Annotated in this window: 7 protein-coding genes and 4 pseudogenes; 5 read left to right on the top strand and 6 right to left on the bottom strand. The window is 66.8% G+C overall.

Annotated features, from left to right (window positions below; all coding sequences use genetic code 11):
* Nucleotides 1-25: 25 nt before the first annotated feature.
* The 4 pseudogenes from G6N32_RS28395 to G6N32_RS28380 all read left to right on the top strand — a co-directional run bounded on the left by G6N32_RS28395 (nt 26) and on the right by G6N32_RS28380 (nt 4,585).
* Nucleotides 26-561: pseudogene (locus G6N32_RS28395) on the top strand (MIP/aquaporin family protein).
* Between the two features lie 49 nt (nt 562-610).
* Nucleotides 611-2,110, top strand: a pseudogene (gene glpK, locus G6N32_RS28390) (glycerol kinase GlpK).
* Between the two features lie 44 nt (nt 2,111-2,154).
* Nucleotides 2,155-3,871: pseudogene (locus tag G6N32_RS28385) on the top strand (glycerol-3-phosphate dehydrogenase/oxidase).
* A 220-nt stretch (nt 3,872-4,091) separates the two neighbouring features.
* Nucleotides 4,092-4,585, top strand: a pseudogene (locus G6N32_RS28380) (TspO/MBR family protein).
* Nucleotides 4,586-4,628: 43 nt separating this feature from the next.
* Here G6N32_RS28380 and G6N32_RS28375 read toward each other — a convergent pair.
* The 3 genes from G6N32_RS28375 to G6N32_RS28365 are packed head-to-tail and all read right to left on the bottom strand — an operon-like array spanning nt 4,629 to nt 9,121.
* Nucleotides 4,629-7,019 carry a PEP/pyruvate-binding domain-containing protein gene (locus G6N32_RS28375; RefSeq protein ID WP_115317897.1) on the bottom strand — a complete coding sequence of 797 codons (2,391 nt, stop codon included), beginning with the start codon at nt 7,017-7,019 and terminating at the stop codon, nt 4,629-4,631.
* 3 nt (nt 7,020-7,022) lie between these two features.
* Complete coding sequence (locus G6N32_RS28370) at nt 7,023-8,000, bottom strand: TIGR03617 family F420-dependent LLM class oxidoreductase (RefSeq protein WP_115317898.1); 978 nt, start codon at nt 7,998-8,000, stop codon at nt 7,023-7,025.
* Nucleotides 7,997-9,121 carry an Rv3169 family protein gene (locus tag G6N32_RS28365; protein ID WP_163789502.1) on the bottom strand — a complete coding sequence of 375 codons (1,125 nt, stop codon included), beginning with the start codon at nt 9,119-9,121 and terminating at the stop codon, nt 7,997-7,999. The genes G6N32_RS28370 and G6N32_RS28365 overlap by 4 nt, the downstream gene beginning before the upstream one ends.
* Before the next feature lie 45 nt (nt 9,122-9,166).
* Between G6N32_RS28365 and G6N32_RS28360 the strand changes: the two genes are divergently transcribed.
* The gene (locus G6N32_RS28360; RefSeq protein WP_163789500.1) at nt 9,167-9,793 is read left to right on the top strand and encodes a TetR-like C-terminal domain-containing protein; all 627 of its coding nucleotides are present in this window, start codon (nt 9,167-9,169) and stop codon (nt 9,791-9,793) included.
* Here the strand turns inward: G6N32_RS28360 and G6N32_RS28355 are convergent.
* The 3 genes from G6N32_RS28355 to G6N32_RS28345 are packed head-to-tail and all read right to left on the bottom strand — an operon-like array spanning nt 9,790 to nt 13,390.
* Entirely contained in the window at nt 9,790-10,737 is a 948-nt protein-coding gene (locus G6N32_RS28355; RefSeq protein WP_115317900.1) for an alpha/beta fold hydrolase, read from the bottom strand. The two genes, G6N32_RS28360 and G6N32_RS28355, sit on opposite strands and share 4 nt — an antisense overlap.
* Nucleotides 10,738-10,754: 17 nt before the next feature.
* Nucleotides 10,755-12,143 carry an oxygenase MpaB family protein gene (locus G6N32_RS28350; RefSeq protein WP_115317901.1) on the bottom strand — a complete coding sequence of 463 codons (1,389 nt, stop codon included), beginning with the start codon at nt 12,141-12,143 and terminating at the stop codon, nt 10,755-10,757.
* 44 nt (nt 12,144-12,187) lie between these two features.
* The gene (locus G6N32_RS28345; RefSeq protein WP_232077398.1) at nt 12,188-13,390 is read right to left on the bottom strand and encodes a lycopene cyclase family protein; all 1,203 of its coding nucleotides are present in this window, start codon (nt 13,388-13,390) and stop codon (nt 12,188-12,190) included.
* Nucleotides 13,391-13,403: the final 13 nt, after the last annotated feature.

Below are 13,403 nucleotides of genomic sequence, written 5' to 3'. Positions count from 1 at the left end.
AAGTGTTGCCTTCATCGGCGCACAGATGGCGGGTGCCTTCCTGGGCGCGCTGATCGTGCGGTTCGTCTACGCCGACCAGATCGCCGCCGTCGATCCCGGCCACACCCGAGCGACGCAGGGCATCTTCTCCACCTCGCCCGGCGAGGGCGTGTCGATCGCGACCGCATTCGCCGATCAGATCGTGGGCACCGCCCTGCTGGTCATGGTGATATTCGCCGTGACCAGCGCGATCAACCCGCCGATGGCCAACATGGGCCCGGTGATCATCGGTCTGCTGGTGGTCGCCATCGGCATGGCGTGGGCACCAACGCCGGATACGCCATCAACCCGGCACGCGATTTCGGCCCCCGACTGGCCTCCTGGATCAGCGGCTACCAGGACGCGATGTACTCGGCCAACGGTCCCGAGTTGTACTTCTGGCTACCGATCGTCGCCCCGATCATCGGCGGATTGCTGGGCGGGGCGCTGTTCGTCTACGGCATCGAGCGGTTCCTGCCGCCCGACGATGCGCGCCCCGACGAGATCGGTGTCTCCGAAGCGACCGCGGTTCCCCACCGCTGAGCCTGCTCGTCATCTTGTTTGCAACCACTACCCTCAGGAGAGTGATCCCATGCCCGATTTCGTCGGTTCCGTCGACCAAGGAACCACCAGCACCCGATTCATGGTCTTCGACCACGGCGGCAATGTCATCGCCGCGCATCAACTCGAACACGAGCAGATCCTGCCCCAGGCCGGCTGGGTGGAGCACAATCCGGTCGAGATCTGGGAGCGCACCTCCTCGGTCATCCAGACCGCGCTCGGCAAGGCCGGGCTGGTCAGCAGCGACCTCGCCGCACTGGGCATCACCAACCAGCGTGAGACGACCGTGTGGAACAAGCGGACCGGTCGGCCGTACTACAACGCCATCGTCTGGCAGGACACCCGCACCGACCGCATCGCCAGTGCGCTGGAGGCAGCGGGCCACGGCGAAACCATCCGGCAACGGTCTGCCGCCGGCGACTTCTCCGGCGGCAAGATCAAGTGGATTCTCGACAACGTCGACGGCGTGCGGGAGGCCGCCGAGCGCGGGGATGCGCTGTTCGGCAACACCGACAGCTGGCTGCTATGGCGGCTGACCGGTGGTAGCCACGGTGGCGTCCACGTGACCGACGTGACCAATGCCAGTCGCACCATGCTGATGAACCTGGAAACCCTGGACTGGGACGACGAACTTCTGGCGCTCTTCGGGATTCCGCGTCAGATGCTGCCCGAGATCGTGCCGTCGTCCTCCCGAGCCGTACGGCATCACCCTGGCCGACGGACCACTGGGCGGCGAGGTGCCGCTGACCGGCGCGCTCGGCGATCAGCAGGCCGCCACCGTCGGCCAGGTGTGCTTCGCACCCGGTGAGGCCAAGAACACCTACGGCACCGGCAATTTCATGTTGATCAACACCGGCAACGACATCGCGCTCCCTCAGCGGGCCTGCTGACCACGGTCGCCTACAAGTTCGGCGACACCGAGGCGGTTTACGCCCTGGAAGGCTCGATCGCCGTCACCGGTTCCGCTGTGCAGTGGCTGCGTGACCAGCTCGGAATCATCAGCGGCGCAGCACAATCAGAGGTCTTGGCCCGTCAGGTCGAAGACAACGGCGGGGTGTACTTCGTGCCGGCGTTCTCCGGCCTGTTCGCGCCCCACTGGCGCTCGGATGCCCGGGGCGCGATCGTCGGTCTGTCACGGTTCAACACCAATGCCCACGTGGCGCGCGCGACGGAGGCGATCTGCTACCAGAGCCGCGACGTCGTCGAGGCGATGGAAGCCGACTCGGGGGTCCACCTCGAGGTGCTCAAGGTCGACGGCGGCATCACCGCCAACAACTTGTGCATGCAGATCCAGGCGGATGTCCTCGGCGTCGACGTGGTCAAGCCGGTGGTCGCCGAGACCACCGCGCTCGGCGCCGCCTACGCGGCGGGTCTGGCGGTCGGCTTCTGGAAGGACACCGACGAGCTGCGCAAGAACTGGCTCGAGGACAAGCGCTGGAATCCGACCTGGTCCGACGAGCAGCGCCGAGCCGGCCACGCCCAGTGGCGCAAGGCCGTCCAGCGCACGCTCGACTGGGTCGACGTCGGCTGAGCCGGCAGTGCACCGACCTCCCCAACCTCGAAAGGTCAAGTGACATGGAATCATTCCCGTTGTCTCCGCTCAACCGCGAGACCGCACTAGCCGATATGTCCGAGACGCCGGTGGACATCTTGATCATCGGCGGCGGCGTGGTCGGTGCCGGCGCCGCGCTGGATGCCGCTACCCGCGGCCTTCGGACCGGCTTGGTTGAGGCGCGCGACCTCGCCTCCGGGACGTCCAGCCGCTCCAGCAAACTGATCCACGGAGGGCTGCGCTATCTGGAGATGCTCGACTTCGGGCTGGTCGCCGAGGCGCTTTCCGAGCGTGGGCTGATGCTGGAGAAGTTGGCGCCGCACCTGGTGCGGCCGGTCAAATTCCTCTACCCGCTCAAGCATCGGGCGTGGGAACGGGTCTATCTGGGAGCCGGCCTGGCGCTGTATGACGCGATGTCGAAGGCATCCGGGCACGGTGCCGGCGTCCCCCTGCACCGGCACCTGACGCGTCGCGGTGCGCTGCGAGTTGCGCCGTCGCTGAACAAGGAGGCACTCGTGGGTGCTCTTCAGTATTACGACGCGCAGGTCGACGATGCCCGGCACACGATGACCATCGCCCGCACGGCAGCCGCCTACGGCGCGAGGATCGCGACGCGCACGCGGTCGTCGACCTGCTGCGCGAGGAGAGCGAGTCACCGGTGCCCGGGTGGTGGACCTGGAATCCAACCGCCAGTACATGATTCGGGCGCGGCAGGTGATCAACGCGACCGGGGTGTGGACCGACGATACGCAGACACTGGCCAACGAGCGCGGACAGTTCCATGTGCGCTCGAGCAAGGGCATCCACCTCGTGGTGCCGCGCGACCGCATCCGGTCGTCGAGTGGCATCATTCTGCGAACGGACAAGTCGGTCCTGTTCGTCATCCCGTGGGGCCGGCATTGGATCATCGGCACCACGGACACCGACTGGTCGCTGGACAAAGCCCATCCCGCGGCCAGCCAGCGTGACATCCGCTACCTGCTCGACCAGGTGAATTCCGTGCTGCGAGTGCCGCTGACCGAAGCCGACGTCGAGGGGGTCTTCGCGGGACTGCGTCCGTTGCTGGCCGGCGAGAGCGCCGATACCTCCGCATTGTCGCGCGAACACGCGGTGGCACATAGTGTTCCGGGTCTGGTGGTGATCGCGGGCGGCAAGTACACCACCTATCGGGTGATGGCCAGGACGCGGTCGACGAGGCCGTCCACGGCCTGGGTGAGACCTTCGACCGCAAAATCCCCGTCTGCATCACCGACGACGTACCACTGCTCGGAGCCGAAGGCTTCCGGGCGATGGAACGCACGGACCCAGCTCGCGGCCGAATCCGGACTGAACGAGTCGCGCATCGCTCGGCTGCTGAACAGGTACGGCTCAATGATTGGCGAAGTGTTGGCCTTGATCCGAGATGATCCGTCATTGGGCGTCCCGCTGCCGGCCGCCGACGACTACCTACGTGCCGAGGTCGTGTACGGCACCACCCACGAAGGGGCGCTGCACCTCGACGACGTGTTGTGCCGCCGGACCAGGATCTCGATCGAGACCTTCGACCGGGGAACCGAATCCTGCTCGGAGGTCGCCGATTTGATGGCGCCGGTGCTGGGTTGGTCTGACGAACAGAAGGCCCGGGAGGTCGCACACTATCTGGCGCGGGTCGCCGCCGAGCGGGAAAGTCAGTCGATGCCCGACGACGAGACAGCCGATGGTGCACGGCTCGGGGCCGCCGACATCGTGCCAGTCGGGTAACGGCCCGAGCGACCGCCGTAGTGGCGACGATGTAGGCCGCGAGGGTGCCGGTAGGGATCGCGGTTGACCTGCTGTTGGACAACGCCGTGTCCGTTTCGTAGCCTGGCCCGACGTGGGGCAGACAGGGCCCGGCAGTTCGGCGGCGACAACGTCGCCAGATGACGTACCCGCCGACAGATACCTTGTGTGGAGCTAACGCTTCCGACAGAAATGGACGCAGATGACCTCGGAGATCCCGGCCACGGCGCGCTCACGGCATATCCCCGCGCTGGTCGCATCGCTCGTCGCGGTCGCCGCGGTGGCCGCCCTGGGCGGGCTTGCCTCTGCTAGTGCCGCGAGCCAGTACGGACGGCTTGCACAACCCGATTGGGCGCCGCCGCCAACGTTTTCGGACCGGTGTGGACCGTCTTGTACGCGCTGATGGCGATCGCCGCCTGGCTCGTGTGGCGGGCCGACCCCCGATTCGGTAACCCGGCGATCATCCTGTACGCCGCGCAACTGGTCCTGAATCTGGTTTGGTCACCGTTGTTCTTCGGCCTCGGCTGGCGTGGTGTGGCGCTCGTGGACATCGTGCTGCTCGACGTGGTCCTGGCCGCGACCCTTGCGCTGTTCTGGAAGGCCAACCGCACGGCGGCCGCGCTGCTCATTCCGTACTTCGCGTGGAGCCTCTTCGCGACGGTCCTGAACTACTCGGTGTGGTCGCTGAACAGCTGACCAGTCTCGGGATGACGACGCCAGCGGGCAGGCATTAGAGCCGTCAGCTGGTCGGGAGCCGGGTGATCAGCCCCTTGTCGCCGTCCACTCTGACTCGATCACCGGTCTTGAGCACCTGGGTACCCACCAGCGTGTTGACCACGCAGGGTAGCCCGTACTCCCGCGCTACGACCGCGCCGTGCGACACCGAGCTCCCGATGTCGGTGACCAAGGCCGCGATCACGGTGAAGTACGGTGTCCAGCCGACGTCTGTCACGGGTGCGACGAGGATCTCGCCACGCTGCACCTCGCGGGCATCGTGTATCGACTTGGCCACGCGCACAGTGCCTTCGGCGATGCCCCGGCTGGCCGGCCGGCCGGTGAGTTGATCGTCGGTGAGAGCACCGTGAACCCGCGCGAGGATAGGGGTGGGCCGACCCACCGACACGTCGTCGAATTCCAGTGCCTGTTGAAACGGCAGCGCATCGCGACGCTGCTGCGCACGGTGCACGAGGCCGGCGATGTCGTCGTCGCCGACGACCAACGGCAACTCGGCCCGATCGAAGAAGAAGACAAGGTCCGCGTCGGGAAGGCGTCCGGAATCGGCCAGCACCTCGCCCAGGTGGTGGTATCCGAGCTTGAGGCGGTGGGCCATCAGCGCCATCTTGGACTTGGTCTCCTCGCGCCCGCGGGCACCGCCCTGAGCCAACCGGGCCAGCAGCCGAACTGTCCGCGACCGGGGTGCATCGGCAGCTGTGCGCCGTGACTGCTCGCCAACCGAACTCCGGGCAGACTGCACCATGACCTGCATCATCGACCCGAGTCCGTCGGCGTCCTCGGCCCAGGCGGGGTCGCGCATGCACAGTTCGCGGTAACCGCGGTGGCCGTGCCGAATCAGGAACTGCCGCAACGCCGCACCCCCGCGGCTGTCACCTGCGCGTAAGCCGATGACAGCATCCGACGGCGCCGCGGCGAGGAACTGTTCGGCGGTGTCGTCGTCGGCCGCGATCTCGCGAACTACCGCATGCAGTTCATCGACCATCATGGCGCTCTCGACGTCGGCGGCGCCGGCCATCAGGCGAGCCGCCTCGGCTTGACCCTCGTGCTCATCGAGGCCGTTCTTGACGGCGTTGCGCACCAGGTAGCTCTCCAGAATGTTCGCGCCCACCGCAGCTCGCGACGACGACCGCACGTGAACCAGCGTGACATAGCAGTACAGTTCGACGCCCGCTTCCAGTTGCTGCAGAACGTGTTTGGCGTCGCGACTGGTGGGAATCGGATACGCGGCGATCCGGTCGCCGAGCCGCCGGATGGCCGGACCGGCCGACAATGCATGCGAGCTGAGCCGGATCGTGTTGATCAGTTTGGGGATGAACGGCTTTGGTGGTTTGGCCTCGAGTTCGTCGACCACCCGCCCGCAGATCGACATGGAGAACTGTTCCAGCGAGTTCCCGAGTATGCCCGAACTCAGTGCCGTGCCTTCGGTCATGTTCAAGAACATGTGCCCGTAGAAGTAGCCGACTTGAAGCCACGGCGTCGCGTAGCTGTCCTGTGCCCGCGCCACCACCTGCGTGGTCTGCATGGCGTAGTCGATCGCGTATCCCGATACCGACGCGGTGAGCGGACAGAAGGCCCCCGGCATCATCTCGCCGATGTTGCATCGGGTGTAGACGTGGGACGGGCCGGCCAGCGGGGTGTCCATTTCGTTGAGGTCCCCGGGCAGTGTGGTGATCGGCCGAGCCTGCAACCATCGGAGCTGCCCGCTGGTGTCGATCGCCCATTCCAGGTCCATCGGCCGGCCCCAGTGCCGGGCTGCGTGCAGCGCGCCGGCGCGGATCTGCGCGACTTCCTCGTCGGAGAGCACGGGATTCTCTCCGACCTCGCGGACCGCTTGGGTGCCGGCGGCGGTCAGCACCAGATGGTCGGAGATGGCAGAGCCGTCGACCAGTGCTTCGCCCAACCCTGCGACGGCGTCGATCACCATCAGATCCCGGCGGCCGGTCGTCGGGTCCGCGGTGAATACCACTCCGGCAGAACGTGCATCGACCATCTGCTGGACCACAACGTGCATGGTGACCCTGCCGGCGCCGGCATCGTGGCCGCTGTAGGAGGACGCTCGGTCGGAGCCGACCGAGGCGGCACATCTGCGGACGGCCGCGGCGAACGCATCCAGCGAATCGACGCCGAGGACGGTGTCGTACTGCCCGGCGAACGACTGCTCGGCGCCGTCCTCTCCGGTGGCCGAGGACCTGACGGCGACCGGGCAGGCGCCCGTCGCCTGCATCTGGGCGAAGCGGTCCGTCACCGAGTCCGGAAGAGGCAGCAGGGAGGCATTGGCGATGACGAAACCCGGTGGGACGCAGAGCCCGATCCGGGTGAGCTCGGCCAGACCCAAAGCTTTGCCGCCGAACCGGTCGTCGATGATGTCCGCGAATTCGATCGTGGTGGTCTGCACGTGTCAGCCCAACGCGTCGATGATCTCGGCCAGCGCCCCGGCATCGATGGGTCCGGGTTGATACAGGCAGATTCGGTCCGAAACACCGTCGACACGATCGCGGATGTGTGCGGCCACCTCGGCTGGAGTTCCGCATGCGGCAATCGTGTGGAGCATTTCGTCATCGATCAAGGTCGCCATCTCCTGCCATCGGCCTTGCTTGGACATGGCGTTGAGTTCCGGCTGCAGATCGCCCCAGCCGTGCGCCTCCAGCACCGGGCGGTACGCCGGGGTGGATCCGTAGAACGACAGCAGCATCCGCGTCGACGTGTGATCCTCGCCCACCGAAACGATGATCTCGGGTACCACCGCGAAGTCGGCGGTGGCGCGGCCGGCCGCGGCCAGCCCGGCACGGACAGCCGGCATGGTCTTCTCGTGCAGGAACCGCTTGGACCCGAACGGCATCACCAGCAGACCGTCGGCCACTTCGGCCGTCGCGCGGGTCATCTGCGGACCGAGCGCGCCGAGATAGATCGGCGGCGGCCCAAAGGGATTCGGGCCCGGATTGAACGTCGGCGTCATCAGGGTATGCCGGTAGAAGTCACCGCGGAAGTCGAGGCGCTCACCGGTGTTCCACGCGGCGAAGATCGCCCGCAGCGCACCGACCATCTCCTTGATCCGGGCCACCGGTCGATCGAACTGGGCGCCGTAGCGTTTCTCGATCTGCGCCCGGATCTGAGTGCCGAGGCCGAGGATGAACCGGCCCTGCGAAATCTCCTGCAGGTCATTCGCCTCATGTGCCAGCTGAATCGGATTGCGGGGGAACGCAATCGCGACGTTCGTCATCAGGTCCAGGCCCTTGACCGTCGATGCCAGGACCAGAGGTGTGAAGACCTCCCGCGGCCCCTCGAAGGTGAACACCCCGGACGCTCCGGCTTCGCGTAGCACGGCCGCGCGCTCCACCGCATCGGTCGGGCCGAACAGGGCTGTCATGACCTTCACGGCGTGACCGCTTCCTGGACGTCGGTCCAGTCGTGCAAGCCCGACGGGTGGTGCGGGCCGATGACGGCGTGCTCGAACAGACCCGCGCCCTGGTGTGTGCTGCCGTCGGGTTCGGTGCAGACCGCCCGGCCCACATGGTCGATCAGACTGAACGGGGCCCGAGCGAGCACCTCGGGATCGGTCATGTCGTAGGAGACGCGCTCGGCGGACGGCCCGCCCTTCCACGTGCCATGCGCCCAGGTGGAGTCCCCGCCGTAGCCGGACCCGAACGCGATGGGCGCGAACAGCTTCGACTCGACATCGAGCTGCAGCCGGCTTCCGTCGCGGGTCATCATCTCGATGTGTGCGCCGTGCGGGATTCGAGTGCCGGGCGTGTAGTGGATCGTCGCGCGCACGCCGTCGAGCTGTTCGACCCTGCCGTCGGGCCAGCGCCGGCTGCAGTCGTAGAGACTGCGGTGGCCGTCCGGGTCCTCCTGGATGATCAGGAAGATCTGGTAGTCGGCAAAGGCCAGCGGCAGGTACAGCCACCACATGCCGCCGAATGCGGTGTCCGGTCGGCCGGCGGGTTCGGGCTCGCCGATGGGCCGGATTCCCCAGGACCGGTCGCGGCTGCCCACTGAAGTCGTCGCGTCGACACTCAACCGTTCACCGTCGACGTCGATCCATCCCTCCCAGCTGCCGAGTTGAGCAAACCGGCACGCGTGCAACGTCACTCGTCGATCCGAGTGCATCTGATGCGGATGCTCCAACGCCGCGGGGAACAACCCGCGCCATCTGAGGTCAGCCGAGACGCCCTCGGTCTCGGCGACGGTGAGGTGCAGTTCCTGGGGCTCGACGACGTCGAGCCGGTACCCGTTGACGTTCTGGTGAAGACGATCATCGTCGATCGCGTCACTGAACCGGACGGCGGTCTGAGTGTCTCCGCGGCGGATCAGCAGGTAGGCGTCCTTGACGCCCAGTCGTGGGTAGTAACCGATGCCCGTCAGCGCCATGAAGCGGCCGTCGCGGTCGAGCACGTTGAAGTAGGAGCGGTCGTAGAAGTTGCGGTCCGAGGTCGCTGGAGCACTCATCGGCACCGGCGCCTGGTGGATCGGGTATTCGTCGAGCGGGCTCAGGATCAACGGGCTCTCCCTAATAACGATACGATGCGAGCTATATTGGAAATGATGAGAACAGATCCGCCCGACGATGACAAGGGACCCTCCCGGTCGCCGGGGCGGCCTCGCGACGAGAAGATCGACGCGGCGATCATCCGGGCGACTCGCGAGCTTCTCGAGACGGGTTATCCGGCTCTGTCGCTGTCGGCCATCGCCGCTCGGGCCGGGACCACCACCGCCGCCATCTACCGGCGCTGGTCCGGCAAGGCGCAGCTGGTTCACGAAGCGATATTGCCCGCCGAGATCATGGCGATGCCCAGCGCCTCCGGTGACGTCGTGGAGGACATCCGAGCGCTGGTGGAGGCGACGCGGACGATGTTCGACCGGCCCGAGGTCCGGATCGCCCTACCGGCGCTGATCGCCGATACGGTTGCCGACCCGGAAGTTCACAGCAAGATGATCTCGCGGTTCGCCAGCAGTCTCACCAGTTTCCGAACCCGAATCGACCAGCAATACAGTCCATCGCCCGGTGATGGTGACCTACCGCTGCTCGCCGAGGTCGTGGTGGGCAGCGCGATCTTCCGCATCATCATTCGCCACGACGCCCCGCTGGACGCGGCCTGGGTCGACGACGTGACCAACTTGATCAGCTCGGGCTGGCCATCGGTTGCTGACGGCTCCAGCACCGCGGACTAACCGTCCGGTCGCTCGCCGATGAACTCCACCCCGGCGGTGATCGCTGGGCGGTGGCGCAGGACTCGGTAGTGGGCCAGCCGGCCGAGTCCTTTTGTGGTCAGTAGTCGCGCACCGTCCCACGACGCGGCCAGTCGCTCGGTGGCGACATACGGGCTGTCCGGGTCGTCGGGGTCGTGGATGAGAAGCAGCGGAGGGTAGTTGGCTCGTCGACCGACCCGGGTCATATTGGTCTCATGCAGGGGCATGGCGATGCGCTTTTCCAGACGACGGTGCAGTCCCGCGCGGATGCGGCGGCCGAAGCCATGGCGTGCGGCGAACAGGTCGAGATAGAGCGGAAAATCGGCCATCGGCGCGAAGAAGACCAGACGCCCTACCGGTGCGCCCTGCGCCGCCGCCAATGCGGTGGCGTTCGCGCCCAGTGAGTGAGCCACCACCGCGTGCGCCGGCCCATGGGTCTGGATCATCGCCGCGATCGCGTCGGCACACTCGGTGGCTGTGGTCCGCCCGGGAGCGAGCTCACCGGGATCTGATTCGTTGTGGCTGGGCAGGTCGAACGCAACGACCCGGTGCCCGGCTTCCACCAGCGGTTTGACGAACATGGCCAGGTGCGGGCGCTGCCCGCCCCACCCGTGCACCAGATAGATCGGCGGCCCCTCGCCCCATTCCTCACCGGCTACTCGATGCCCATCCCAAAACGCTTCCACCGGCCTGCCGGGGGGCACACCCGGCGGCATGCGCATAGCCGACTCGAGAACCGGTGGGGTGCACCACAACTCGACTGCCCACCGTGATCCAAGCCACGGCGCGAACCGCTCGAGCAGCCCAAACCGTCGGCGCACCCGGTCCTCGACCGGGGGAAGAATTCCAGACCCTTCCACATCGAGCGGGGGGACCTCGCCGATCTGCCCCTGCCCCGACGCCGGTTGAGGTGCTCCGTCGGTCATGAACCCCGATGGTAGTACTAGCCGGTGAAACCCTTCCCCGCTGTCGAGCGGTCGTGGTGGCTGTAGGTAAGCGGGATGTGCTTGCCGCGGGCGATCTTGTTGAGCATGGCAATCCGCTCACGTGCGGCGGCCCCGCTCTTCTTCCTGCTCTCCCGGATGGGATTGGAGAACGGCAGCCGGTCGGCCACCCTGGCGATGCCGACGTTGAGCCGCGTGAGCTCGGTGAAGATTCGCACGCGCCGTTCGAAGTTGTAGCCGAGCGGTTCGAAGAGCGTGCCCGCCACCATCGCCTCGATCTGCTTGTACCCGAACACGACTCCGGCCGGTGCCAGGGCGACGCTGGCTGTGATCTGGTTGACGTGCCGGGCGACCACTTTCTTGACAACGCCGGGAAGCGCGTCCGTCAGGGTCGTCAGGTGCACCGGACCCGCGATGGCATCGACGAGTTGGGCGCGCCACGGAGACGGGTTGCCGCCGCGGGCGAGAACGTAATTCAACGATTTGATCAGCTCGATGCCGTTCGGGGAGTGCAGCGCCTCGGGGGCACCCCACAACCGCCCGGAGAAGGACGAGTATTCGGCGAGATCCTCGAGCTGTTGTTTGGTGAGCTTGCGGCCGAAGGCGTGGTCGACGAGTCGGCCGAGCAGCATGCCGCTGCCGAACCCGAGCAAGGATGTAACGGGGATCGGCTCACCGAACTTGAGGTAGACGTCGTCACCCCACTTCTGCCGCAGTCCTTTACTGGCCAGGGCGTGCATCAACCGCACCCGCACCACGTCCTGGAACGCATCCGATTGCCGATCGAAGATGTCGGGCAGCGTGAACTCCGCGAAAACCTTTGCGGTCTCGATGAATCGGCGCGGGCCGTCGTCGGCGAATCGGCCCGTGGCTCCGGTGGCCGCGGAAATGTCGCCCGTCATCGCGGTCTCGTAGAAGGCCCACCCGCGGATGATCGTGGTGGCGGCGAACGTGGCCGACATCGCCAGCATCCGGCCCCGCTCGGCCGCGACGAGATCGAACTGGGAAGGCAGTTGATCCAGGTGGTCGAAGAGGTCGACGAACTCCTGTGGCGGGTCCTCGAGGGTGTCGATGCCCTGGGTCAGCGCTTGTTCGAAGAGCGCCCGGCCCTGCTCATAGCCGAGGCGCTCGAAGGCCTCGACAGCGCCGATCATGAGTTCGTCGCGTTGCCAGAAATAGTCGTCCCGCAGGCGCGTGAGATCGCTGGGTTGGACCTCTCTGTCGATGTCGATCCATTCGCCGAAGATGAATTCGCGCATGAATCGCCACTGGTCAGCGAAATGGTCGCGGCCGGGCGGGATGGGACGCAACGGCCGGTCGGGATGGTCACGCCGATTGAAGTCGACGTCGGAGAGGAGGATCTCCGGACGTTCACCAGTCACCGTCATGAGGCGACGTTATCGCGGGCATGACTTTCTGGCAACGCCCGTTGTCAGTTGGCGCGGATTGGCAGGGCTGGAAGCTCATCGTTGGCTTCCAGCGGGCGCATGAGTGCCGGCAGCACAAGATGTCGGCGCATTCGCCAGTTCGATTGCCGAAACAGGCTCGCCATTGCCGCGACGGTGCCGCCGATGTCGTCGCGGCCGGTGAGGTACGCCCAGCGGTGCGCGTCTGGCAACGAGAAGAACTGTTCGAAGAAGCCGGGGACTTCACCGGTCGGCATGCGCAACAACGCCTCCAGGCCGATGCGTCGAACCCGGTGAATCACCTTCGCGGCGGTGGGCCAGACCGTCTCCTGCGCTGCCGCGAGCGCTCGATCTGGATCCGCGGGCAGATGCTCGGCCAGCGCGCCAGCCACCTGCGGCGCCAGCTGAAGCGCGGCTGCGACACTGAATCCGGTTGCCGGATGGATCAGCGGTGCGGCCGCGCCGAACCCGAGCACGTCTCGTCCCGAATGTCGGATTTGGTCGACTGGGAATGAAACCTTTTCCGTGCGTGCGTCTTTCGGCACGGAGATGCCGTGGTGTGCGAGCCGGGCATCCAGCCGGCGGCGCAGGGTCGCCAATGGCAATCCGGGCCGGCGCGCCAGTGAGGTCTCTTCAGCGAGCATCCTCCCGCCGCCCAGCGGAACGACGTACAGAAACGTCGGCCACCCTGGCTCGCCGTGATCGCCGCGCCAATCCATGAACAACGCTTCGCCGGGGGCGACCAGCGGTGCCAGCGACGCTTCGTCGAGGATCATGCCGTATGCGGTTTGCTCGGCGGATACCCGCCGCGTCCGGTTCGGATCCAGCGGGCGCGAGCGGCCGGTGGCATCCACCACGACCGAAGCGCGCAGGGTCGAACCGTCGGCCAACGCCACCACACCGCGCGCCGGCGATCCGACAGCACGCCCGGCGTAGACGGTCACGCCCGCACTTCGGTCAACAAGGTGAGCGCGCAGCGCGTCCACGTCGAGCACCACATATTCCCAGCCCAGACGGTGTTCGGTGAGGGCGATGGCCCGGCCTGCGGCTCGCGCGGCGACCGCGGAGACCGGCAGGTCGGCGGGCAGTTCGGGGCTCCACATGCCGTAGGTCGCCACCCACCGCCGCTCCGGGTTCGGATCGAGCAGGCCGACCGTCAGTCCGCGTTGACTGCACGCCGCCGCCAACGCCATACCGGCCGGCCCCGCCCCGACTACCAAGACGTCCACGCGCTCTATGGTG

The organism is Mycolicibacterium aichiense (genome assembly GCF_010726245.1).
Taxonomy (GTDB): Bacteria; Actinomycetota; Actinomycetes; order Mycobacteriales; family Mycobacteriaceae; genus Mycobacterium; species Mycobacterium aichiense.
Note: the sequence above shows the minus strand (reverse complement) of the source record. Positions and strands in the feature narration are given on the sequence as shown.

Coding starts and splice junctions, on each gene's coding strand:
- G6N32_RS28360 (WP_163789500.1), top strand. CDS start 9,167: ATGAGAACAGATCCGCCCGACGATGACAAGGGACCCTCCCGGTCGCCG.
- G6N32_RS28355 (WP_115317900.1), bottom strand. CDS start 10,737: ATGACCGACGGAGCACCTCAACCGGCGTCGGGGCAGGGGCAGATCGGC.
- G6N32_RS28350 (WP_115317901.1), bottom strand. CDS start 12,143: ATGACGGTGACTGGTGAACGTCCGGAGATCCTCCTCTCCGACGTCGAC.